A 22848-nucleotide genomic window follows, 5' to 3' on the forward strand; every position below is an offset into this window, starting at 1 on the left:
GCCACCCGCACCGCGACTGAGGGGCCCGGACCGTTGGTCCGGGCCCCTCAGTCGTCCCTCCTACCCTGTGGCCATGAGCTCCCCGCGCCGTCCGGTGTCCCTGCTCCGCGCGCTGGTCGTCGGCCTGGTGCTGGTCCTGCTCGCGGGGTGCTCGTCGGACTCCGACACCCCCCGGCCCCCCGGCGACCCGGTGAGCGACGCGGAGTCCCAGGTGCTGGCGCAGGTGCTGGCCCGCAACGTCGAGGAGGGCGGTGCGGACTTCGTCGTCACCGCGCCCTACGCCGACGGCGCGGTGCTCACCCTCACCGGCGAGGTCGACTTCACCCAGCCCGCCGGGCGGGCGCAGGCGGTCACCACCTTCGACGACGGCCGCCCGGACGACACCCGCACGCTCTTCTTCACCGACGAGTCGATCTGGTTCGGCGACGTGCCCGGCCTGGCCGAGGCGGTGGCCCAGGCGAACCTGCCCGAGGTGTCCTACGTGCGCCGGCCCCTGGGCGGGGAGGCCACCGCCGGCAACGCCTCGCTGGTCGACGTCCTGCTGACCATGGTGCTGCGGCTGGCCAGTGACCAGGAGCAGGACCCGCGGTCGTTCTCCGGCTACACCTGGCAGAGCAGCGAGCTCATCGACGGGGAGCTCGCCTCCCGCTTCAGCAACGGCCAGGGGACGACGGTCGCGGTGGCCGCCGACAGCGAGCTGCTGGTCCAGTACATCGGGCGGATCACCGACCAGGAGTTCGACGTCACGATCACGCTGTCCGACCACGGTCCGGTGGAGATCACGCTGCCCTCGGACGAGGAGACCCTCAGCGCGACCGAGTACCCGGAGATCGCCGCAGCGCTGGGCGTCTAGCGGGCGCGCTGGGCCGCCGGCGACAGACAGAACGGGAGGGGGCGGCCTCTTCCCCAGGCCGCCCCCTCCCGCAGGTCCCTTCGTACCAGAACCGGGCCCCCACCGGGAGGCCGACACGCCGGTGGACCGGTCAGTTGGCCGAGGGGTCGGCCGCGGCCGTGGAGAGCACGGCCAGCCGGCCGGCCTGCCGCCGGAGCACCGCCCGCCACAGCTCCGGCCCCGCGGCCCCGGTCAGCACGTCGGCCGGGCTCCCCGCCACGCACGCCCAGGCGCCCTCGGCCAGCTCGGTGGCCAGCTGCCCGGACGACCAGCCGGCGTAGCCGGCGAAGACCCGCACCCCGTCCAGCTGCCCGGCCAGCGGCTCGGGGTCGGCGTCCAGGTCGACCAGGTGCACGGCGCCGGCCACGGGCCGCAGCCCGCTGCCCGCCGCGGGTGGCACGTCGCCGGTCCAGCTGGCCAGGCACAGCGCGGTGTCGGTCTCGCAGGGGCCGCCGACGTGGAAGACCCCCGGCTCGACCGCCAGCTCCGACCAGCCGGGCAGCACGTCGTTGATCCGCACCTCGCTGGGCCGCCCGAGGACGACGCCGAGCGTGCCGGTGTCGGAGTGGTCGAGCACGTAGACGACCGCACCGGCGAACGTGGGGTCGGTCAGCGCCGGCATGGCCACCAGCAGCGCCCCGGGGCGGACGTCGTCGAGACACCCGACCGAGAGCGCCGGCACAGCGGCTCCTCGGCGGCGTCCGGCGGCCGGGGAGGCAGCGGGACGGCGCTCGGGATCGGGGGAGGCGGGCACCGGGTTCATCGCCTCCCAGTGTGCATCAGCCAGGGACCTGAGGGGTGGGCTCCCGCTGCGCCGGGCGACGTACCGTGGACTGATGGCAGACCGAGCGGGGACCGTGCGTGCCCTGCTCTCCCGCCCCGACTTCCGCCGGCTCCTGACCACCCGGCTGTCCGGCCAGTTCGGTGACGGGGTGTTCCAGGCCGCGCTGGCCGGCACGGTGCTGTTCAACCCCTCCCGCGCGGCCGACCCGGTCGACGTCGCGGCCGGGTTCGCCGTCCTGCTGCTGCCGTACTCGCTGATCGGCCCGTTCACCGGCGTCTGGCTGGACCGCTGGAGCCGGCGGCAGGTGCTGCTGCTGGCGAACGTCGTGCGGGCCGGGCTGGTGGCCGTGGTGGCCGCGCTGATCCTCGCCGACGTGGCCGGGCCGGCGTTCTACGCCGCGGGCCTGCTCGTCGTCTCGGTCAACCGGTTCGTGCTCTCGGCGCTCTCCGCCGGGCTGCCGCACACCGCCGACGAGCCCTCCCTGGTGTCGGCGAACGCACTGTCGACCACCTCCGGCGCGGTCGCGGCGGTGCTCGGCGGCGGGTCCGCGATCCTGGCGAGCGCCCTGGCCGGCTCCGGGAACGGCGGCTACGCGCTGCTCGCGGCCGGCTCCGCCGTGCCGTACCTGATCGCCTCGGCGGTGGTCGCCGGCTTCGCCCGCGGCCACCTGGGCCCTGACCACGACGTCCCGCCGGACCGCGCCGGCGTGCGCGACGTGCTGCACGGGATGGTCGCCGGCGCCCGGCACGTGCTCGCGCACCCGCCGGCCACCGCGGTGCTGACCGTGATGGCCGTGCACCGGCTGTTCTACGGCCTGCTCACGCTCGTCGTCCTGCTCCTGTACCGCAACACCTTCACCGACGGGGGCGGGCTGTTCCCCGGCGGACTGGCCGGGCTGGGGCAGGTGCTCGCACTCGGCGCGGTGGGCACGCTGCTCGCCGCGGCGGTCACGCCGGCGGCGGTGCGGCGGCTGGGCAAGGCGCGCTGGATCACCCTGATGCTCGCCGTCGGCGGCGTCGGGCAGCTGGCCCTCGGCGGGCTGTTCCGGCCGACGACGACGGTGGCCGCGGTGTTCACCCTCGGGTTCGTCGCCCAGGCGGTGAAGATCTGCGTCGACACCACCCTGCAGGAGTCGGTGGACGACGACTTCCGCGGCCGGGTGTTCTCGGTCTACGACACCCTGTTCAACGTCACCTTCGTCGTGTCGCTGATCGCCGGGGCGTTCCTGCTGCCCGCCTCCGGGGAGAGCGTGGCCGCGCTGGTCGGGGTCGGCGCGGGTTACCTGCTCACCGCGGCGGCGTTCGCCCGGTGGTGCGCCCGGCGCCAGCGTCGGATCTCCGACACCCTGCACCCCGGGGAACCGGTCGCCGACGCGCGTCGGCGACCGGAGCTCGGGCGGGACCGCCGGCCGGCTACGAGCGGGAACGCCACCAGCTGAGCAGCTCGGCCTCGGCGTCCGCGGGGTCGAGCGGACCCCGCTCCAGGCGCAGCTCCTTGAGGAACCGCCACGCCTGGCCCACGTCCGGGCCCGGCTGGATGCCCAGCAACTCCATGATCCGGTTGCCGTCGAGGTCCGGCCGCACGCGGGCCAGGTCCTCCTGCTCGGCCAGCTCGGCGATCCGCGCCTCGAGCGAGTCGTAGGTCGCCGACAGCGCCGCCGCGCGCCGCCGGTTGCGGGTGGTGCAGTCGGAGCGGACCAGCTTGTGCAGCCGGGGGAGCAGGTCGCCGGCGTCGGTGACGTAGCGCCGGACGGCGGAGTCGGTCCACTCCCCGCGGCCGTAGCCGTGGAAGCGCAGGTGCAGGAAGGTCAGCCGGGAGACCGCCTCGACGACGTCCTTGGGGTACTTCAGCGCGAGCAGCCGCTTGCGCACCAGCTTCGCGCCGACCACCTCGTGGTGGTGGAAGGAGACCCGGCCGCCGGCCTCGTGCCGCCGGGTCGCCGGCTTCCCGATGTCGTGCAGCAGCGCCGCCAGCCGCAGCACCAGGTCCGGGCCCTCGACCGCCGGGTCGGCCTTCTCCAGCGCGATCGCCTGGTCCAGCACGGTGAGGGAGTGGGCGTAGACGTCCTTGTGCTGGTGGTGCTCGTCGATCTCCATGCGCAGCGCGGAGAGCTCGGGCAGCACCACGTCGGCCAGGCCGGTCGAGACCAGCAGGTCCAGGGCGGCCGCGGGGGCATCGCCCCGCAGGGTGCGCGACAGCTCGTGCTGCACCCGCTCGGCGGTGATCCGGCCCAGCTCCTGGTGCATGTCGGTCATCGCTCGGACGACCTCGTCGTCGGGGGTCAGCCCGAGCTGGGCGACGAAGCGCACCGCGCGCAGCATCCGCAGCGGGTCGTCGGCGAAGGAGTCCGCCGCCGCACCCGGGGTGCGCAGCCGGCCGGCCAGCAGGTCACCCAGCCCGCCGAAGGGGTCGGTGACCGTGCGGTCGGGCCCGAGGGAGACGGCCATCGCGTTCACGGTGAAGTCGCGCCGGGCGAGGTCGTCGACGAGCGACGTCCCCCAGGCGACCTCCGGGTTCCGGGACTCCCGGTCGTACCGGTCGGCCCGGAAGGTGGTGATCTCCACCCGCTGGCCGCGGATCTCCGCGCCCACCGTGCCGAAGGCGATCCCGGCGTTCCACGTGGAACCGGCCCAGCCGCGCAGCAGCTGGAGCGTCTGCTCGGGGTGCGCGCTGGTGGTCAGGTCCAGGTCGCCGGGCGGCGCCGCCGACGACGACCCGGCGGCCAGGAGCGCGTCGCGGACCGATCCGCCGACCAGGTGCACCTCGAACCCGGCGGCGACGAACCGCCGGCCCAGTTCGACCAGCACCGGCTCGACGTCGACCAGCGCGCGGACGGTCTCCTGGACCGCCGGGGGCACGGGCTCGCTCGGACGGCGGGGCGGGGGCTGTGCGGACACGACGGCCGAGGGTAGTGCCGACCGGGCGGGGACCTCCGCGCGCGCTACCCTCCTGACATGGCTGGGACGGGCGGGCGACAGCGCCCCGGCCGCCGGCTGCGCCGCGTCGACGAGACCTCGGCGGGGGGTCTGGTGGTCGCTGACGACGACGTCACCGGCCCGCGCGCGGCCCTGATCGGCCGCACCGACCGCCGCGGCCGCCTGCTCTGGTCCCTGCCCAAGGGGCACATCGAGGAGGGCGAGACGCCGGCCGACACCGCCGTCCGCGAGGTCGCCGAGGAGACCGGCATCATCGGCGAGGTGGTCGCCCCGCTGGGCATCATCGACTTCTGGTTCGTCGCCGACGGGCGGCGCGTGCACAAGACCGTGCACCACTTCCTGCTGCGCGCGGTCGGTGGCGCGCTGTCCGACGCCGACGTCGAGGTCACCGAGGTGGCCTGGGTGCCCCTGACCGAACTGCGGAGCCGGTTGGCCTACGCCGACGAGCGGGCCCTCGTCGAGCGGGCCCCGGGCCTGCTGGCCGACAGCGCGTGAACCGGCGGGCCGCCGGCCGCGCCGACGGCCGCCGCTCCTCCTCCGCCCTGCGGCGCGCCGGCGTCCTCACCGGGCTGCTGGGGGTGGTCGGCGGGTTCCTCGCGACCCCCGCGGCCGCCGCCCCGGCCGACGACGCGGGCACCGACCGGCCGGTCGTGGTCGACGTCGACCGGATCGAGCCGCGCACCGTCGTGCCGGGCGCCGCCGTCGAGGTGAGCGGGGTGCTGGAGAACACCACCGACGAGACGTGGTCGGACCTGACGGTGCGGCTGCAGCGCGGTGAGGTGCTCACCAGCCGGGCCGAGCTGGCCGACGCCGCCGACGACCCGGACGACGTCACCAACGTGGTGACCTCCTTCCAGCCGGTGCCCGGCGAGCTGGCGCCGGGCGGCCGGCTGCCCTTCTCCTACCTGGCCCCGGCCGAGGAGCTGCAGCTGGACGCCGACGGCGTCTACCGGGTGCTGGTGAACGTCAACGGCACCGACGAGGAGGGGTTCACCGAGCGGGTCGGGGACCTCTCCACCTGGTTGGTCGCCCAGCCGGCGGAGCCGGCCACCCGCACGACCGTCGCCTGGCTCTGGCCGCTGACCGACCGGCCGCACCGCGGCCCCAGCGGTGCCTTCACCGACGACGACCTGGCCGAGCAGGTGGCCTCCGGCGGTCGCCTGGACCGGGCGGTCACCACCCTCGAACAGCTCGCCGGCGTGCCGGCCGGGGCTCCGGGTGGCAGCGCACCGGAGGTGCCGGTCACCCTCGCCGTCGACCCGGCGCTGCTGGAGGAGCTCGCGACGATGGCCGCCGGTGACTACACCGTCGACCCGCCGGACGGCGACCCCCGTGCCGGCACCGGCAGCGAGGCCGCCGCGGCCCTGCTCGCGCGGCTGCGCGGGCTGGCCGACGACCACCCCGTGGTCGCGCTGCCCTACGCCGACGTCGACGCCTCGGCGCTGGTGGCCGCCGGCCGGCCGGCCGCGGTGCTGCGGGCGCTGCCGGGCACCTCGGCGGGCACCGCCCGGCAGCCGCTGGACGACGGCGCCGGCCTCACCGACGGCGCCACCGAGGCCCCGACCGGCGACACCGGGGCCGGGGCCGGGGCCGCGATCGTCCGCGAGGTGCTCGAGGTGACACCGCGCACCGACCTCGCCTGGCCGGTCGGCGGCGCCGCCGACCCGGCGACCCTCGAGGTGCTCCAGGAGGGCGGGGCGAGCACGGTCCTGCTCACCGAGGGGGCGGTCACCGAGGGCGACCGGGCCACCGGGGCCGTCGGCCGGGCGGCCACCGCCGCCGCCTCCGTGACCACGGACGGCGACCCGCTGCCCGCGCTCGTCGCCGACGGCCGGCTCGCCGACCTGGTGGCCGGGGTCACCACCGATCCGGACCCGGCCGACGGCCGGCTGGCCGAGCAGCGCTACCTGGCCGAGCTCGGCGCGCTGACCACCCAGCTGCGCGGCGCCGGTGGGCAGAGCGTCCTCGTCGTCCCGCCCCGCCGGGTCGACCCCGACCCGGCGACGGTCGCGGCGATGATGACCGACACCGCCCGGCTGCCCTGGCTGGCCCCGGGTTCCGTGGCGTCCCTGGCGACCGGCCCGTCCGTCGAGGTCGGCGGACCCGTCGCCGAGCCGGCCGGCGAGCGGCTGTCCCCGGCCGGGGTGGCCGAGCTCGCCCGCGCCGTCGCCGTCCGGGACGACGTCGCCGCCGCCGTCTCGGGTGAGCCGGCGACCGCGCTGGCCGGGTACGACGCCGCCATCGCCCGCGCCGGCTCCGCGGCCTGGCGCGGCGACCCCGCGGCCTTCGCCCGCGCCGTGTCCCGGGTCCGGGAGACCCTGCTCCGGCTGCAGGACGAGGTCACCCTGGTCTCGCCGGCGGAGGGCACGTACAGCCTCGCGTCGAGCAGCGCGCCCCTGGTGCTCACCGTGCAGAACGACCTCCCGTTCGCCGTCGCCGTGCGAGTGGAACTGCAGGCCCGGGGCAACGTCGGCCTGACCACCGAGGACATCGGCGTGCAGGTGCTCCAGCCGCTGTCCCGGACCAACCTGGAGGTGCCCGCGGAGGTGCAGCAGTCCGGCGGGTTCCAGGTGACCGCCCAGCTGACCACCCCCAGCGGGGCACCCCTGGGCGAGGCCGTCCGGCTGCAGGTCAAGAGCACGGCCTACGGGCCGGTGACCCTGGCGATCACCGTGGGCGCCGCCGCTCTGCTGGGGCTGCTCTTCCTGCGCCGCCTGGTGCGCTACCTGCTCGCCCGTCGCCGCGGCACCGCCGACGAGGCCCCCGGTGCGGGCGACCCGGCCGCCCCGGCGCCGGCCCGGAGCCCGGTGTGACCGGCCCCAGACCCGCCGACACCCCGCAGCAGCGCCAGGAGCCGGACGCCCCGGCGCCCCGGCCCCCGCTGCCGCCCCCGCCCTATCGCTCCGTGCCCGCCGCCCCACCGCCCGCCGCCCCACCGCCCGCGGTCACGCCCCGTCGACCGCCGGTCTCGCCGACGGCGTGGCCGACGGCGCCGGCCCGCCGCTCCCGTCCGCGCCCCAGCAGCGACAGCTGCCGCCGACCCCGGGGCCCGCCCCACGCCGGCCGGGCACCTGCCGCCGGTGCCACCACCGGCACCGCGGCGGCGGACCGCACCTGCTCCGGAGCCGGCCCAGGAGCAGGTGACGGAGGTCGTGCCGCTCCGGCGGACCGGGCTGCCCCCCGTCCCGCCACCCCGGGTCCGCCGCTTCGTCCCCGGCCCCGACGACACCCAGCTCATCCCCGCCTTCCCGGCGATGCGCCCCCTCGACGAGACCGACGAGGAGAGCGAGCAGCGGGAGGGCGCCCCCGGTGGCAGCAGCAGCATCCTGCGCGCCGCCGGGACCATGGCGGTGGCCAGCCTGGTCTCCCGCCTCACCGGCTTCCTGCGGACCGTCGTGCTCACCGCCGCCCTGGGTCTGGCCGCCGTCGGCAACGCCTACACGGTCGCCAACACGCTGCCCAACATCGTCTACGAGCTGCTGCTCGGCGGTGTGCTGACCTCGGTCGTCGTCCCGCTGCTGGTCAGCGCGCAGGAGAAGCACGCCGACGGCGGGGTGGGGTACACCCAGCGACTCCTCACCCTGGCCACCGCCGCGCTGGCCGCGCTCACCGTGGTCGCGGTGCTCGCCGCCCCGGCGCTGACCTGGCTGATGGGCATCCGGGACGACCCCGCGACCCCGGGACAGGTGGAGCTGGCCAACTGGCTGGCCCGCATCCTCCTGGTCGAGATCGTCTTCTACGGGATCGGGGCGCTGGCCACCGCGGTGCTGAACGCACGGCAGGTCTTCGGGCCACCGGCGTGGGCGCCGGTGCTGAACAACCTCGTCGTCATCGCCACCGGCGCGGTGTTCCTCCTCGCCGCCGGGCCCGGTGAGCTCACCCCCCTCACCATCACCCCCTTCCAGGTCTGGCTGCTGGGCATCGGCACGACCCTGGGCATCGCCGTCCAGGCGCTGGTGCTGCTGCCCCTGCTCAGCCGCAACGGCGTGCCCCTCCGCCCCCGGTGGGGCCTGCGGGGTACCGGCCTGGGCGAAGCCGGCACGCTCGGGCTCTGGGTGATCGGCTACGTCCTGGTCAGCCAGGTGGGCGTGGTGGTGGCCAGCATCGTCGCCAACCAGGCGGCCGCCGCCGGTGGGCTGGGCCCGTTCGCGTTCAGCAACGCCAGCCTGCTGTTCCAGATGCCGTACGGGATCATCGGCGTCGCGCTGCTCACCGCACTGCTGCCCCGGATGAGCCGTGCGGCCGCCCGGCGCGACATGGACGGCGTCGTCGCCGACCTCACCCTGGGCACCCGGCTGTCGGCGACCGGCCTGCTGCCCGTGACCGCCCTGCTGATGGTCCTGGGGCCCACCATCGGCGTCCTCGCCTTCGCTCGGGGCAACGCCGACGTCACCGATGCGCGCGGGGTGGGCGTCGCCCTCGCCTTCGGCGCCTTCGGCCTGCTGCCCATGGCGCTCACCCTGCTCCAGCTGCGGGTCTTCTACGCGATGAAGGACGCCCGCACCCCCACGCTCATCCAGGTGGCCATGGTCGCCGTGCGCGTGCCGCTGCTGCTGGTCGTCCCGGTGCTGGTCGAGCCCGAGCACGTGGTCGCCGGCCTGATGGTGGCCACCAGCGTCACCTACCTCGCCGGCTGGCTGGCCGGCAGCGTGGCGCTGCAGCGCAAGCTCGGGGTCCGGGCCGGCGGCGAGGCAGGGGTCACGGTGGCCCGGATGACCCTGGTCTCGGTCGTCGGCGGGGCCCTGGGGTGGGTCGTCGTGTCCCTCGCCGGACGCGCGCTCGGCACGTCGGTACCGGGCTCGCTCGGTACGGTCGCGCTCGGTACCGTGGTCATCGGCATCGCGGTCGTCGCGGGTGCCGTGGTGGTCGGCGTCCCCGAGCTCAGGGAGGCGTGGGCCGGTGTCCGGGCCCGCCTCGGCACGCCACGGCGGTCCGGCCGGCGCGGTGCCTGACCGGGGACGCCGTCCCCGGCGGGGTAGTGGTCCAGGGGGTCGGCACCGTCCGTGACGTCGACGATCACCGGTCTGCCCGACCGCTACCGCCCACTGGACCAGGTCGCCCCCGACGAGCAGACGCCCACCGGCGTCATCCGCTCCTGGCGCGCCCGTGACCGGGTGCTCAACCGCGACGTCGCGCTGCGCGTGCACAGCCCCGGCGGACCGGCCGCCCGGGAGTGGATCACCCGGGCGCTGACCGCCGGCGGGCTCGCGACCCCGGCGCTGGCGATGGTCTACGACGCCGCCGAGGGCACCGGGGGCACCGAGCCCGGCGGCGCCGCCTACGTGGTCAACGAGTGGATCGACGGCGTCCGGCTGGCCGACCGGCTGGCCGCCGACGGCCCGCTGCCCGAGCGGGAGGCCCGCGCCGTCGTCCGCCGTCTGGCCGAGGGCGTGGCCGAGGCACACCGGGCCGGGCTGGCCGTCGGCGGGCTGACCGCCGACCACGTCGTGCTGCGCTCCGGCGGCCTGGTGGGCCTGCTCTCCGTGCCTGCCGCAACCGGATCGGTGCCCGAGGACATCGCCGCCCTCGGCGCGCTGCTCGAGCTGTGCCTGACCGGGTACCGCGCCGCCCAGCCCGATGCCCGGCCCGCGCCGATCACCGACCCCGACCTGGCCGCGCTGGTGCGCCGCGCCCGCTCCACCGACCCCGCCACCGGCCTGTCCAGCGCCGCCGCGATGGCGGCGCTGCTGGCCGACCGGGGCCGGCCGAGCACCGGCCCGCAGGAGGCCGCGCGTCCCGACCCGGTCAGCGACAGCGGCTGGATGCGGCGGCTCCGTGACCGCCGCGACCTGGCCGAGGCCGAGGGCCCGGACGACGCCGGCGAGCAGGCCCCGGTCCGGATGCGCCGCACCGGTCTGCCGCCGGTCCCCGGCGTCTCGCCGGGCGCCTCCGCCACGCCGGCGCCGGCCGACGCCGAGGAGGAGCTGGACTGGCCCGACTCCCTCCCCGAGGACGACGCGGCTGACGAGCCGCCGGCCGCGCGCCGCCGACTGGCCCTGGTCGGGCTGCCCCTGCTGGCCCTGGCGCTGGTCGCGGCGATCGGCTGGTGGTTCGGCTCGAACGTGCTCTCCGTGGCCAGCAGCGTCGACTCCGGCGGGACGACGGTCCCTGCGCCGAGCGCCCCGGCCGGTGCGGACGATCCGGCTGCGGGAGAGGAGCCGGCTCCCGACCCCGGCGGCCCCCTGGCGGTCGCCGGCGCCGACGTCTTCGACCCGTTCGGCGACGGCGAGCCGGAGAACGACGACGACGTCCCCCTGACCACCGACGGCGACCCGGCGACCGCGTGGTCCACGCTGACCTACCGGGGCACCGCGGAGTTCGGCAACCTCAAGCCCGGCGTCGGGATCGTCTACGACCTGGGCAGCGAGCAGTCCGTCGCCGGCGTCCAGCTGCGCACCGGCACCCCGGGCGCCACGGTGGAGGTCCGCACCGGCGGCACCCCGGACGGTGACCTGGCAGCCTTCGACGTGGCCGCGACCACCGAGCTGACCGGCGAGGACGAGGTCACCTTCGACGCACCGGCCACGACGCGCTACGTGCTGGTCTGGTTCACCTCGCTGGTGCCGGTCGACGACGGCTTCGCCGCCGACCTGGCCGAGGTCACCGTCTCCGCCGCCTCCTGACCGACACGACGCCCGTACGGCGCCACCCCTTCCACCACGTGGGTGGAGGGCCTGGCACCGGGGAATGGCGGCTCTACCCTGTCCGTTGTGCGCCCTGTGACGAGTGACCAGCCCACCCCCGGCCCGGCCGTCTCCACGGACCCGGACAACCCCGCCATCCCCCCGGCGGAGCACGACGGCGTCCGCGACCTGATCATCATCGGGTCCGGCCCGGCCGGGTACACCGCCGCCACCTACGCCGCCCGGGCGAACCTGCACCCGCTGGTGTTCGAGGGCTCCCAGTTCGGCGGCGCACTGATGACCACCACCGAGGTGGAGAACTATCCCGGCTTCCCCGAGGGGATCCAGGGCCCGCAGCTGATGGACGACATGCGCACCCAGGCCGAGCGCTTCGGCGCCGAGCTGGTGCCGGCCGACGTCACCGAGGTCGACCTCACCGTCGACCCCAAGATCGTCAAGGTCGGCTCCGAGGTGCACCGGGCGCACGCCGTCATCGTGGCCACCGGGTCCAAGTACCGGTACCTCGGCCTGGACAACGAGCAGCGCCTGCTCGGCCACGGCGTCTCGGCCTGCGCCACCTGCGACGGCTTCTTCTTCCGCGACCAGGACATCGTCGTGGTCGGCGGCGGCGACTCCGCGATGGAGGAGGCCACGTTCCTCACCCGCTTCGCCAAGTCGGTCACCGTGGTGCACCGGCGCACCGAGCTGCGGGCGTCGAAGATCATGCAGAAGCGCGCCCAGGACAACGAGAAGATCCGCTGGGCGCTGGGCAAGCAGGTCACCGACGTGCACGGTGACACCGCCGTCTCCGCCGTCGAGCTCACCGACGTCGAGACCGGGGCCACCGAGCAGCTGCCGGTCTCCGGCCTGTTCGTGGCGATCGGCCACGACCCGCGCACCGAGCTCTTCGCCGGCCAGCTCAAGCTGGACGACGAGGGCTACATCGTCGCGGAGCACCCGACCACCCGCACCAACATCGACGGCGTCTTCGCCTGCGGCGACGTGGTCGACAACATCTACCGGCAGGCCATCACCTCCGCCGGCACCGGCGCCAAGGCGGCCATCGACGCCGAGCGCTGGCTCGCCGACGCCTTCGACGAGCGCTGAGCGCTGAGCGCGGGCATACATCGCCCCGTCCGCTGGTTCCACCAGCGGACACCCGAGCAACCACAGGGAGCAGCACCATGGCAGGCAACACCGTGACCGTCACCGACGCCAGCTTCGCCAGCGACGTGCTGGGCAGCGACAAGCCCGTGCTGGTCGACTTCTGGGCCGAGTGGTGCGGACCGTGCAAGATGGTCGCCCCCGTGCTCGAGGAGATCGCCGCCGAGCACGCGGACAAGCTGACCATCGCCAAGCTCAACATCGACGAGAACCCGCAGATCGCGCGGGACTACCAGGTGATGTCGATCCCGACGATGACCGTCTTCCAGGGCGGCAAGCCGGTGAAGAGCATCATCGGCGCCAAGCCCAAGGGCGCCATCCTGTCGGACCTGTCCGACTACATCTGATCCACGACCCGCCCACAGGCGGGCCGGAGCCCGCCCGTCCGAACCCGGACGGGCGGGCTCCGTCGTTCCCCGGCAGGTCACTCCTCCGGTGGTCGGCGGTCACCGGACCACGGACCTCCCGTCACCCGGTGCACGCGCCACGGAGCCGCACCAGCCACAATCGACGGTGCCCGCCCACCCGGTGATCGCCCGGCACCCGCGTAGAGGAGAGACGACCCCCGTATGGACGTCCTGCGACCCGGAAGCTCTGGTCCCGCCGTGGCCGAGGTGCAGGCGGTGCTCAGCACGCTCGACCTGCTGGCCTCCCAGCCGGCATCCGGGGAGTACGACGGCGTCACCGAGCTGGCGGTCCGGCACTTCCAGCAGGTCCGCGGCCTGTCCGTCGACGGCCGGGTCGGCGAGGAGACCTACCGCGCGCTGACCGAGGCGCGCTGGTCGCTGGGTGACCGGCTGCTCCGGCACGACCCCGAGCACCCGGCCCGCGGCGACGACGTGCGCCGGTTGCAGGAGCTGCTGCTCGAGCTCGGCTACGACGCCGGCCGCGCCGACGGCATCCTGGGCCCGGAGACCGAGGCGGGGCTGCGGTCCTTCCAGCGCGACTACGGGCTGACCTCCGACGGCACCTGCGGCCCGGCCACCCTGCGCGCGCTCAAGCAGCTGGGTCGGCGGGTCACCGGCGGCCGGCCGCAGCTGCTGCGGCAGAGCGCCTCCCTGGTGGAGTCCGGGCCGCACCTGATCGGCCGCGTCATCGTCATCGACCCCGGCCACGGTGGCGCGGACACCGGCTTCACCGCCGGGGAGACCACCGAGGCCGACCTGGTGTTCGACCTCGCGTCCCGGATCGAGGGCCGGCTGGCCGCGGCCGGCGCGACGGTCTACCTGACGCACGGCCGCACTGGCGACCCCACCGCCGCCGAGCGGACCGCGTTCGCCAACGACGCCCGAGCCGACCTGTTCCTCTCCCTGCACATGGAGGCGCACGGCTCCGCGCACGCCCGCGGCGTGGCCAGCTACTACTACGGCACCGGTTCGGGGGCCAGCTCCACCGTCGGCGAGCAGTTCGCCAACCTGGTGCGCCGGGAGGTCATCGCCCGCACCGGGATGCTCGACTGCGGCTCGCACCCCAAGACCTGGGACATCCTGCGGATGACCCGCATGCCCGCCGTCCGGGTCGACTGCGGCTACCTCTCCCACCCGGTCGACCGGCTGCTGCTGCTCGACGCCCGGCTGCGGAGCACGGTCGCGCAGGCCGTCGTCGCCGCCGTCCAGCGGCTCTTCCTGCCGGCCGAGGCCGACCCGCCGACCGGCACCTTCCTGCTGCCCGCCCGGGGCTGACCCCCGAGGAGCCGACCCGGGACGCCGTACGGCTTACACTGCGAAAGGTGACCCCACCCGTGCCCGGAACCGGTCAGGCCGGGGCGCACTCCACCGGTGCGTCCCCGCACGTCCACCCCCGCCACCCGCGGCTGGACCCACTGGCAGACCGGTACGCAGCACGCACCCACGGGATGAAGAGCTCGGAGATCCGGGCGCTGTTCTCCGTGGTGAGCCGACCCGAGGTGGTCTCCCTGGCCGGCGGCATGCCGGCGGTGAGCGCCCTCCCGCTGGACGCCGTCGGGTCGATGATCGGCGAGCTGGTCTCCGGGATGGGCGCGCAGACGCTGCAGTACGGCTCCGGCCAGGGCGACCCGCGGCTGCGCGAGCGGATCTGCGACGTCATGGCGCTGGAGGGGATCACCGACGCCTCGCCCAGCGAGGTCGTGGTCACCGTCGGCTCCCAGCAGGGGCTGGACCTGGTCACCCGGGTGTTCATCGACCCGGGCGACGTCATCCTCGCCGAGGCGCCGTCCTACGTCGGCGCGCTGGGCGTCTTCCAGGCCGCCCAGGCCCAGGTGCGGCACGTCGCCATGGACGACGACGGGCTGATCCCGGAGGCGCTGGAGCAGGCGGTGCTGGAGTGCCGGGCCCGCGGTGACCGGGTGAAGTTCCTCTACACGGTGCCCAACTTCCACAACCCGGCCGGCGTCACGCTCTCCGAGGCCCGGCGGGAGGCGGTCATGGCGATCGCCGAGCAGTACGACCTGCTGATCATCGAGGACAACCCCTACGGCCTGCTGGGCTTCGAGCGGGAGCCGATGCGCGCGCTGCGCGCCCGCGACGACGAGCGGGTCATCTACCTCGGGTCCTTCTCCAAGACCTTCTCACCCGGCCTCCGCGTGGGATGGGTCCTCGCGCCGCTGGCGGTGCGCGAGAAGCTGGTGCTGGCCACCGAGGCACAGGTGCTCTGCCCGCCCTCGCTCACCCAGTACGCCGTCGCCCGCTACCTGGACACCCAGCCCTGGCGCGAGCAGATCAAGGTGTTCACCGAGCTGTACCGCGAACGCCGCGACGCCACCCTGGAGTCGCTGAGCGCCCTCATGCCGGCCGGCACCACCTGGACCCGCCCGGAGGGCGGCTTCTACGTCTGGCTGAAACTGCCGCACGGCCTGGACGCCAAGCTCATGCAGCCGCGCGCGGTCGCCGCGCACGTGGCGTACGTGCCCGGGATCGGCTTCTACGCCGACGGCGGGGGCACCGAGCACATGCGGCTGTCCTACTGCTATCCCGAGCCGGACCAGATCCGGGAGGGGGTGCGCCGCCTCGCCCGGGTGATCGAGGCCGAGCTGGACCTGCACTCGACGTTCGACGGTGTCGACACCGGGACCTTCCGCGCGGTGCGGGCCGGCGCACCCCCTGTCATCGGTCCGTCCAACAGCGACCAGAGTGGAGACCGCCAGCCATGACCGAGCCGGCTCCCGCACCGGTGGAGGCCACCGGCACCGACCTCCAGCACCTGCGCGCCCTGGTGCTCGCCGGTGGGCTGACCTTCGAGCGCGAGGTCAGCATCAACTCCGGCGGCCAGGTCGTCGAGGCGCTGACCCGCGCCGGCGTGGACGCGGAGCTGCACGACGCCGACGCCGAGCTGCTGCCCGGTCTGGCCGCCGCCCCGGTCGACGCGGTGTTCATCGCCCTGCACGGAGCCACCGGCGAGGACGGCGCGCTGCGGGCCGTGCTGGACCTGGCCGGGGTGCCCTACGTCGGCTCACCGGCGGCCGCCTGCCGACTCGCCTGGGACAAGCCCGCCGCCAAGTCCGTGCTGCGATCGGCCGGCGTCGCGACCCCGGACTGGGTGGCTCTGCCGCACAGCACGTTCCGCGAGCTGGGCGCCGGCGCGGTGCTCGACCTCATCGTCGCCCGGCTCGGCCTGCCGTTGATGGTCAAGCCCGCCACCGGCGGCTCGGCCCTGGGCGTGCAGAAGGTCACCCGGGTGGAGGACCTGCCCGCCGCGATGGTCAGCTGCTTCGCCTACGGCGACACGGTGATGGTCGAGCGGTTCGTGGACGGGATCGAGCTGGCGCTGTCCGTCGTCGACTTCGGGGACGGCCCGCAGGCGCTGCCCGCGGTGGAGATCGCGCCGGAGTCCGGCGTCTTCGACTACACCTCCCGCTACACCCCCGGCCTCACCGAGTACCACGCGCCCGCGCGGGTCGACGACGCGGTCGCCGCCCGGGCAGCCGAGGTGGCGTTGACGGTGCACCGGGTGCTCGGGCTGGCCGACCTCTCGCGCACCGACGCGATCGTCACCCCCGACGGCGAGGTGCACTTCCTCGAGGTGAACGTCTCCCCGGGCATGACCGAGACGTCGATGTTCCCGATGGCCGTCGAGGCCGCCGGTCACCGGCTGGGCGACGTGCTCGGCCGGCTGCTCGCCCGTCGCGCCCGACCCTGACCCGCACGCGGGGGGTTTCCGTCAGTGACGGAAACCCCCCGCTTCCCCGGACTGCTGCGTCAGGACCCGTTGCCGCGTCCGGTGATGTCCGGCGCCATCATGCCGACGATCCGCTGCAGGTCGTCGACCGAGCCGAACTCGACGACGATGCGGCCCTTGGCCCGGCCGATCTGCACCTTGACCTTCGTCTCGAAGACGTCGGAGAGCCGACCCGCGAGGTCCTCGACGCCGGGCGCGCTGATCTTCCGCTGGGACCGCCGCGCGGCCGTCGGGCTCTCGGCGACCGCCAGCGCGACCGCCTCCTCGGTGGCCCGCACCGACATGCCCTCGGCCACGATCTTGGTGGCGAGCGCATCCTGCGCCTCGGCGCCCGGGAGGCCCAGGAGGGCACGGGCGTGGCCTGCGGAGATGACGCCGGCGGCGACGCGCGTCTGCACCTTCACCGGCAGCTTCATCAGCCGGATCGTGTTGGTGACCTGCGAACGGCTGCGGCCGATCCGGGCGGCCAGCTCCTCGTGGGTGGCGCCGAACTCCTCCAGCAGCTGCTGGTAGGCCGCGGCCTCCTCCAGCGGGTTGAGCTGCACCCGGTGGATGTTCTCCAGCAGGGCGTCGCGGAGCATCGCGTCGTCGGTGGTGTCCCGGACGATCGCCGGCACCGCATCGAGCCCAGCCGCGCGCGCTGCACGCAGGCGCCGCTCACCCATGATCAGCTCGTAGCGCCCCGCACCGGACTCACGGACGACGATCGGCTGGAGCAGGCCGAACTCGCGGACGGAGTGGGCGAGCTCCTCCAGCGCTTCGTCGTCGAAGACCTGCCGGGGCTGCTTGGGGTTGGGGACGATGTCGTCGACCGGCACCTCGCGCAGGTGGGCGCCGGGCACCCCGGCCACCGGCTCGACGGCGGACTGCCCGCCGGTCGCCGCGTCGCGGGCAGCCGCGCGCTCGGTCAGCGAGGTGGGCGGGGGAGGAGTCGCCTGGTCCGGGGCGCCGGCACCTGCCGCCTCCGCCTCGGCTGCCTCCGCGGCGCGGGCCGCGGGCGTCGCCGTCGGTGCCGGCGCACTGGTGGGGATCAGGGCCGCCAGGCCCCGGCCGAGTCCGCCACGCTTGGTCACTGGTTCTCCTCGCTGCTGCCCGGCCGCCGATGCGGCACGGGGGTGGAACAACCGATCCCGGAGGGTCGCCGCCGCGGCGGTCCGGTGGGGCTGAGGGGACGGACGGGGCTCATGGGGCATGCCGTCCCCCCGCAGCAGGGCCGGCGACCGACTCGCCGAGCACCAGGGCGGCCACCGCAGGCGGCGGCGGGGGAGGAGGTGGCACCGGGCGCACCGCCGGGCGGACGGCCGGCTGGGCCGCCGTCCGCGGCTGCGCCGGTGGGGGAGGAGGCGGCGACGCCGGGGCGAGCTGGGCGCCGCGGGCGGCGAGCTCGCGGGCGGCCTCCACGTAGCTCGTCGACCCACGCGAGCCCGGGTCGTAGGTGAGCACCGACTGGCCGTACCCCGGCGCCTCGCTCACCCGGACGTTGCGCGGGATGACAGCGGTGAGCACCAGCTCACCGAAGTGGTTGCGCACCTCGTCGGCCACCTGGTCGGCGAGCTTGGTCCGGCCGTCGTACATGGTGAGCAGGATGGTGCTCACCGAGATGCCCGGGTTGAGGTGCGCGCGAACCAGGTCGATGTTGGAGAGCAGCTGCCCGAGACCTTCCAGCGCGTAGTACTCGCACTGGATCGGGATGAGCACCTCGTCGCCGGCCACCAGGGCGTTGAGGGTCAACAGCCCCAGCGACGGCGGGCAGTCGATGAGGACGTAGTGCGGCCGCTCCTCCGGCGGGAGTTCGTCGAGGTACCCCTCGATCGAACGACGCAGGCGGTGCTCGCGCGCGACGACGGAGACCAGTTCGATCTCTGCTCCGGCCAGGTCGATCGTGGCGGGGACGCAGTGCAGGTTCGGGCTGGCCGTCGTCGGGTGCGTCACCTCGGCGAGCGTGGCGTCGCTGACGAGGGCGTCGTAGATCGACGGCGTCCCGACGGTGTGCTCGACCCCGAGGGCGGTGCTCGTGTTCCCCTGCGGGTCGAGGTCGATCACCAGGGTGCGCAGCCCGTACATGGCCAGCGCGACACCGAGGTTGACCGTCGAGGTGGTCTTGCCGACGCCACCCTTCTGGTTGGCGACGGTGATCACCCGGATCCGCCCGGGCCGGGGGAAGGGGTCCTGATCGGCCGCGTGCAACACGCGGGTGGCCCGCATCGCCTCGGCCGCGATCGGGCTGTCGAACTCGGCACCGACTGCCTGGTCGGCGGCGAGGCTGGTGCGCAGCCGCTCGCCCGGGTCCGTCATCGGTGCGTCCTCCTCACGGACTGCGTTCCACGTGGAACGACCGGGTGGTCGTGTTCCACGTGGAACGCGGTTGAGCTGCTCAGCGCGGTGGGCGGGGAACGCCGGCCCGCGTCATCAGCACCACGGTAGTGGCTGCGGCACCGAGGCCGACACCGACGGCCCGCGTGGAGATGTCCCGCATCCCCGCGGCCTCCAGTTCCGGGACGAGTGCCGGCACCTCCTCGGCCGCCCGGGCGCCCACCAGGGCGATCAGCTGGGCGCCCGGCCGCAGCAACCCGCGACACCAGCCGACGAGCCGGGGCAGCGGAGCGACGGCGCGGGCGGTCACCACGTCGACCGGCCCCACGGCCCGGACCACCGCACGCTCCTCGGCGCGGCCGCGGACGACCTGCCAGGACCGGTCGAGCTCCGCAACCACCTCGGCGAGGAACTCCACCCGCCGGGCCATCGGCTCGACCAGCGCCAACTCGAGGTCCGGCCGGGCCAGCCCGAGAGGCACGCCGGGCAGCCCGGCGCCACTGCCGACGTCGACCACCCGCGCGCCCTCCGGGACGACCTCGGCCAGCGCCGCACTGTTGAGCAGGTGCCGGTCCCACAGGCGCTCGACCTCGCGGGGCCCGACCAGGCCGCGGGTGACCCCGTCACCGGCCAGCTTGGCCACGTAGGCAGTCGCCGCGCCGAGTGCGGGCCCGAACACCTGCTCCGCGATCGGCGGGGCTAACGGAACCGAAGAGTCTCGGTTCTCAGCAGCTCCGCCGTCCTGGCCGGGCGCGCTCACGCGTCCGGCAGGACCACGACGCGACGGTTCGGCTCCTCGCCCTCCGACTCGCTGCGCACCCCGGCGGCCGCGGCCACGACGTCGTGCACCACCTTGCGCTCGAAGGGGTTCATCGGGGCGAGCCGCTCGGGCTGCCGGCTCTCCGCGACCCGCTCGGCAGCGGCCCCGGCGAGGCTGGTCAGGTCGGCCCGCCGCTTCGCGCGGAACCCACCGATGTCCAGCATCAGCCGGCTGCGGACGCCGGTCGACTGGGCGACGGCCAGCCGGGTCAGCTCCTGCAGCGCCTCCAGGGTGGCGCCGTCCGGGCCGATGAGGGTCTTGAGCTGGCCTCCGACCACGGCCACGGAGGCACGGTCGCCCTCGACGTCGAGGTCGATGTCGCCGTCCACGTCGAGGATGTCGAGCAGTCGCTCCAGGTAGTCCCCGGCCACGTCGCCCTCCCGGACCAGGAGGCCGTCGGAGCCCTGCTCGTCGTCGGTGTCGTCGTCATCGGCGTCGTCATCGATCGTGTCGACCGGCTCGACGACGGCGTCCGCGGACGCGGGGTCGGCGTCGGGCAGCGCGGGTTCCCCGCTGCCCCCGACCTGGGGGAGCACTGCGTCCGAGGTGGCCTCGGCCGTCGCGGCGGTGTCGCTGTCGGGTGCAGTCACGTTCGGTCCTCCGGTGTCGTGCAGGCGGCCGGGCGTACCCGGTGGTCGAGGGGGACGGGCACCGCGCGGGCCGCAGCCCGGGTGCGCCGTCGGCGTCAGCGTCGCTTGCGCTTGCCGCGGTTGGCGGGGCCGCTGGCGCGGTTGCCGCCGGAGCCCTGGCCGGGCCGGTTGCCGCCGGCGGGGCGCCCGTTCGCGCTGCCCCCGGCGGCCGTGCTGCCGGTGCTGCCCTCGGCGCCCGTCCCGCTCGGGCCGGTCCCGTTGCCACTGGGGCCGGTGCCGTGGGGCGGCGGGGTCTGCGACGCGTCCGTGCCGACCGTGGACTCCGGGGCGGCGGCGGCCGGGCGGCCGGGCTTGGGGCGGACCGGCTTGGCGCCCGGCTTGGGGGCCAGGGCCTTCGGGTCGATCTGCGGCTTGTCGGCGGCGGCCTTGGCCAGCGCGGCCGGCGAGCCGGGCGGGGGGAGCTTCTTGAGGATGTAGAACTGCTGCCCCATGGTCCACAGGTTGTTGGTGAACCAGTAGAGGAGCACGCCGACCGGGAAGAAGAAGCCGGTCACGAAGAGGCTGATCGGCATGCCGTAGAGCAGCAGCTTCTGGATCATCGCGGCCTGGCCCTCGACCGGGCCCGAGCGCTTCATGATCTGCTTCTGGGTGAAGAAGGTCGTGGTGCACATGACCACGATCAGCACGAACGCGACGATCCGGATGCTGCCGTAGGTGACGCCGTCCAGGCCGAGGATGGCCTGCTCCTTGGCCCCGGTCATGTTGAACGAGGAGGAGATCGGGGCACCGAAGAGGTCCGCCCGCGCAGCCTGGTCGGTGAGTTCGTTGTCCCAGCTGTACAGACCCGGCTTGTCCGGGGCGAGCCGGCGCAGCACGTGGAACAGCGAGATGAAGACCGGGATCTGCGGCAGGATCGGCAGGCAGCTGGCCAGCGGGTTGACCCCGCGCTCCTTCTGCAGCGCCATCATCGCCTGGCTGAAGCCCTGCTTGTCAGCGCCGTACTGCTTGCGCAGCTTCTGGATCTCCGGCTGGATCTCCTGCATCGCGCGCTGCGACTTCACCTGCTTGACGAACAGGCGGAACAGCAGCACCCGGATGGTGATGACCAGGAAGACGATCGACAGCGCCCAGGTGATGCCACCGGCCGGGTCCAGGAACGTGGAGAACAGTGAGTGCCACTGCTTCATCACCCACGCGATCGCGGTGTACAGCCAGTCAAGCAACGCCAGCCTCCTGCTGCGCAGACCGGCGCGGTGCCGGCGGGGGTGCACTGTCGGGTCGGCGCGCGCCGGCGACCCCTGGAGCCGCCGGCTCCGGGGACTGCGCGGACGGCTGCGCCGCAGTGCACGACGAGTGGGTGGTCTCTGCGGTTCCGCGCGACCCGCGGTCGGTGCGCTGCGGGACGGTCCGCTCGGGGACGAAGTCGGCGCCGCCCGGGTGCCAGGAGGCACACCGGGCCAGTCGCCGGAACGCGAGCCAGGTGCCGCGCCCGGCGCCGTGCACCTCGAGGGCCTCGACCGCGTAGGCGCTGCAGCTGGGGTGGAAGCGGCAGCGCGGCGGGAAGACCGGGCTGATCGCCCGCTGGTAGAAGCGCACCGCGGCCAGCAGTGCCCGGGCGGGGGAGCCGCTCATGAGGAGCGCGCCCCGAGCAGCCGGTCCAGGCCCCTGTCCAGGTCGCGGCCGAGGGCGGTCGAGTCGGCCCCGGCGGCCTCCGGCCGGGCGCGGACCACCAGGTCGGCGGTCGCCGGCAGGCGGTCCAGCCGCGCGGCGACCAGGTGCCGCAGCTGACGGGTCACCCGGTGCCGGCAGACGGAGTTGCCCACGGTCTTGCCGACCACGAAACCGGCCCGTGGCCCGGAGTCCGGGGCAACGGGGCCCCCGACCCGGGCGACGGGCCGTTCGGAGAGGTAGTGCAGCACCAGGGTCGGGCGGCCGGCACGCCGGCCGGACCGCACGACCGCGGTGAACTCCGGCCGCCGGCGCAGGCGTGCCTGCGCGGGCAGCACCTCAGGCGGAGAGCTTGTCGCGACCCTTGCGGCGACGGCCGGCGAGGATCGCGCGACCGGCCCGGGTGCGCATCCGCAGCCGGAAGCCGTGGGTCTTGGACCGGCGGCGGTTGTTCGGCTGGAACGTGCGCTTGCTCACGAGGTACTCCCACTGCTGACGACATCGATGCGCCGCGGACCCGGGACGGGTGCCGCTGCCACGCTGGTGCTGGCTCGTGCTGCGGGGCGCGCCCACGTCGGGCGGACGCCGTCCACAGCTGTCGGTCCAGCATAGCCGAGACCCCGGGGGGTCTGCGGCGCTGGCCCGACCCGTCATGGTGCACCCCTGACGACTGCCCCGGGAGAGGACACGCCGACGACGGTCCCGGGTCCCGGGTCGCCGTCGTTGCCCGGCTGTGGACGGGGCTGTTAGCGTCGCCGTCGCTCCGCGTTGGACGACTGGGTCCCGGGTCGACCACCCCCGCCCCGCCGGCCAGCCGCTCGCCAGCTCTCCCCGGGACCCCTCGGCCGGGCGCCGACCAGCGAGGACGCCACGTCCGACCGCCGGCCCCCGCTGGCTGCCGGG

The 22848-nt window shown here is 75.0% G+C and carries 21 protein-coding genes; 11 read left to right on the forward strand and 10 right to left on the reverse strand.

The window, feature by feature from the left end; genetic code table 11:
- The first annotated feature begins 73 nt into the window (after nt 1-73).
- Nucleotides 74-853, forward strand: coding sequence for a hypothetical protein (locus JD78_RS17355; RefSeq protein ID WP_153359394.1), 780 nt, complete (start codon nt 74-76; stop codon nt 851-853).
- Nucleotides 854-983: 130 nt separating this feature from the next.
- Here the strand turns inward: JD78_RS17355 and JD78_RS17360 are convergent, their stop codons facing one another.
- Nucleotides 984-1574: a YqgE/AlgH family protein gene (locus tag JD78_RS17360; RefSeq protein WP_228395095.1), complete on the reverse strand. Its 591-nt coding sequence runs from the start codon at nt 1572-1574 to the stop codon at nt 984-986.
- A 154-nt stretch (nt 1575-1728) separates the two neighbouring features.
- On the opposite strand from JD78_RS17360, the gene JD78_RS17365 reads away from it, so the two are divergent.
- A complete protein-coding gene (locus JD78_RS17365) occupies nt 1729-3114 on the forward strand; it encodes an MFS transporter (protein WP_153359391.1) in 1386 nt (461 codons plus the stop codon).
- Here JD78_RS17365 and JD78_RS17370 read toward each other — a convergent pair.
- Entirely contained in the window at nt 3089-4573 is a 1485-nt protein-coding gene (locus JD78_RS17370) for a CCA tRNA nucleotidyltransferase (protein WP_228395094.1), read from the reverse strand. The genes JD78_RS17365 and JD78_RS17370 overlap by 26 nt on opposite strands.
- Before the next feature lie 57 nt (nt 4574-4630).
- Here JD78_RS17370 and JD78_RS17375 point away from each other — a divergent pair, with 57 nt between their 5' ends.
- The 9 genes from JD78_RS17375 to JD78_RS17415 all read left to right on the forward strand — a co-directional run bounded on the left by JD78_RS17375 (nt 4631) and on the right by JD78_RS17415 (nt 16515).
- The gene (locus JD78_RS17375) at nt 4631-5107 is read left to right on the forward strand and encodes an NUDIX hydrolase (RefSeq protein ID WP_153359389.1); all 477 of its coding nucleotides are present in this window, start codon (nt 4631-4633) and stop codon (nt 5105-5107) included.
- On the forward strand, nt 5104-7425 hold the full coding sequence (locus JD78_RS17380) for a DUF6049 family protein (RefSeq protein WP_153359387.1): 2322 nt from the start codon (nt 5104-5106) through the stop codon (nt 7423-7425). The genes JD78_RS17375 and JD78_RS17380 overlap by 4 nt, the downstream gene beginning before the upstream one ends.
- Before the next feature lie 327 nt (nt 7426-7752).
- Nucleotides 7753-9564 carry a murein biosynthesis integral membrane protein MurJ gene (gene murJ, locus JD78_RS17385; protein WP_243731067.1) on the forward strand — a complete coding sequence of 604 codons (1812 nt, stop codon included), beginning with the start codon at nt 7753-7755 and terminating at the stop codon, nt 9562-9564.
- Between the two features lie 51 nt (nt 9565-9615).
- Nucleotides 9616-11235, forward strand: coding sequence for a hypothetical protein (locus JD78_RS17390; RefSeq protein WP_166521252.1), 1620 nt, complete (start codon nt 9616-9618; stop codon nt 11233-11235).
- 87 nt (nt 11236-11322) lie between these two features.
- A complete protein-coding gene (trxB, locus tag JD78_RS17395; protein ID WP_153359511.1) occupies nt 11323-12342 on the forward strand; it encodes a thioredoxin-disulfide reductase in 1020 nt (339 codons plus the stop codon).
- A gap of 77 nt (nt 12343-12419) precedes the next feature.
- Nucleotides 12420-12746, forward strand: coding sequence for a thioredoxin (trxA, locus tag JD78_RS17400; RefSeq protein ID WP_153359386.1), 327 nt, complete (start codon nt 12420-12422; stop codon nt 12744-12746).
- Nucleotides 12747-13004: 258 nt separating this feature from the next.
- Entirely contained in the window at nt 13005-14081 is a 1077-nt protein-coding gene (locus JD78_RS17405) for an N-acetylmuramoyl-L-alanine amidase (protein ID WP_243731068.1), read from the forward strand.
- Between the two features lie 47 nt (nt 14082-14128).
- Complete coding sequence (locus JD78_RS17410) at nt 14129-15529, forward strand: aminotransferase-like domain-containing protein (RefSeq protein ID WP_153359382.1); 1401 nt, start codon at nt 14129-14131, stop codon at nt 15527-15529.
- Nucleotides 15526-16515, forward strand: coding sequence for a D-alanine--D-alanine ligase family protein (locus JD78_RS17415; protein ID WP_153359380.1), 990 nt, complete (start codon nt 15526-15528; stop codon nt 16513-16515). Before JD78_RS17410 ends, JD78_RS17415 begins: the two co-directional genes overlap by 4 nt.
- Before the next feature lie 59 nt (nt 16516-16574).
- Here the strand turns inward: JD78_RS17415 and JD78_RS17420 are convergent, their stop codons facing one another.
- The 8 genes from JD78_RS17420 to rpmH form a co-directional block, all read right to left on the reverse strand.
- Nucleotides 16575-17627 (reverse strand): ParB/RepB/Spo0J family partition protein, encoded by a 1053-nt coding sequence (locus tag JD78_RS17420; RefSeq protein WP_208104136.1) that lies wholly within the window; start codon nt 17625-17627, stop codon nt 16575-16577.
- Between the two features lie 109 nt (nt 17628-17736).
- A complete protein-coding gene (locus JD78_RS17425) occupies nt 17737-18849 on the reverse strand; it encodes a ParA family protein (RefSeq protein WP_153359376.1) in 1113 nt (370 codons plus the stop codon).
- 79 nt (nt 18850-18928) lie between these two features.
- On the reverse strand, nt 18929-19546 hold the full coding sequence (rsmG, locus tag JD78_RS17430) for a 16S rRNA (guanine(527)-N(7))-methyltransferase RsmG (RefSeq protein ID WP_243731069.1): 618 nt from the start codon (nt 19544-19546) through the stop codon (nt 18929-18931).
- A 77-nt stretch (nt 19547-19623) separates the two neighbouring features.
- The gene (locus JD78_RS17435) at nt 19624-20277 is read right to left on the reverse strand and encodes a Jag family protein (protein ID WP_166521253.1); all 654 of its coding nucleotides are present in this window, start codon (nt 20275-20277) and stop codon (nt 19624-19626) included.
- A 95-nt stretch (nt 20278-20372) separates the two neighbouring features.
- Entirely contained in the window at nt 20373-21500 is a 1128-nt protein-coding gene (gene yidC / locus JD78_RS17440; RefSeq protein WP_166521254.1) for a membrane protein insertase YidC, read from the reverse strand.
- Nucleotides 21493-21909, reverse strand: a complete 417-nt coding sequence (gene yidD / locus JD78_RS17445) for a membrane protein insertion efficiency factor YidD (RefSeq protein ID WP_153359375.1) — start codon at nt 21907-21909, stop codon at nt 21493-21495. Before yidD ends, yidC begins: the two co-directional genes overlap by 8 nt.
- Nucleotides 21906-22283, reverse strand: a complete 378-nt coding sequence (gene rnpA / locus JD78_RS17450; protein ID WP_153359373.1) for a ribonuclease P protein component — start codon at nt 22281-22283, stop codon at nt 21906-21908. Before rnpA ends, yidD begins: the two co-directional genes overlap by 4 nt.
- Nucleotide 22284: 1 nt before the next feature.
- Nucleotides 22285-22422 carry a 50S ribosomal protein L34 gene (rpmH, locus tag JD78_RS17455; RefSeq protein WP_056296149.1) on the reverse strand — a complete coding sequence of 46 codons (138 nt, stop codon included), beginning with the start codon at nt 22420-22422 and terminating at the stop codon, nt 22285-22287.
- Nucleotides 22423-22848 lie beyond the last annotated feature (426 nt).

It is taken from the genome of Modestobacter roseus (assembly GCF_007994135.1).
GTDB classification, from domain to species: domain Bacteria; phylum Actinomycetota; class Actinomycetes; order Mycobacteriales; family Geodermatophilaceae; genus Modestobacter; species Modestobacter roseus.

Bases quoted from the DNA above. Each gene is read 5' to 3' on its own strand.
- JD78_RS17355 (WP_153359394.1), top strand. From the start codon at position 74: ATGAGCTCCCCGCGCCGTCCGGTGTCCCTGCTCCGCGCGCTGGTCGTC.
- JD78_RS17365 (WP_153359391.1), top strand. From the start codon at position 1,729: ATGGCAGACCGAGCGGGGACCGTGCGTGCCCTGCTCTCCCGCCCCGAC.
- JD78_RS17375 (WP_153359389.1), top strand. From the start codon at position 4,631: ATGGCTGGGACGGGCGGGCGACAGCGCCCCGGCCGCCGGCTGCGCCGC.
- trxA (WP_153359386.1), top strand. From the start codon at position 12,420: ATGGCAGGCAACACCGTGACCGTCACCGACGCCAGCTTCGCCAGCGAC.
- JD78_RS17415 (WP_153359380.1), top strand. From the start codon at position 15,526: ATGACCGAGCCGGCTCCCGCACCGGTGGAGGCCACCGGCACCGACCTC.
- JD78_RS17425 (WP_153359376.1), bottom strand. From the start codon at position 18,849: ATGACGGACCCGGGCGAGCGGCTGCGCACCAGCCTCGCCGCCGACCAG.
- yidD (WP_153359375.1), bottom strand. From the start codon at position 21,909: ATGAGCGGCTCCCCCGCCCGGGCACTGCTGGCCGCGGTGCGCTTCTAC.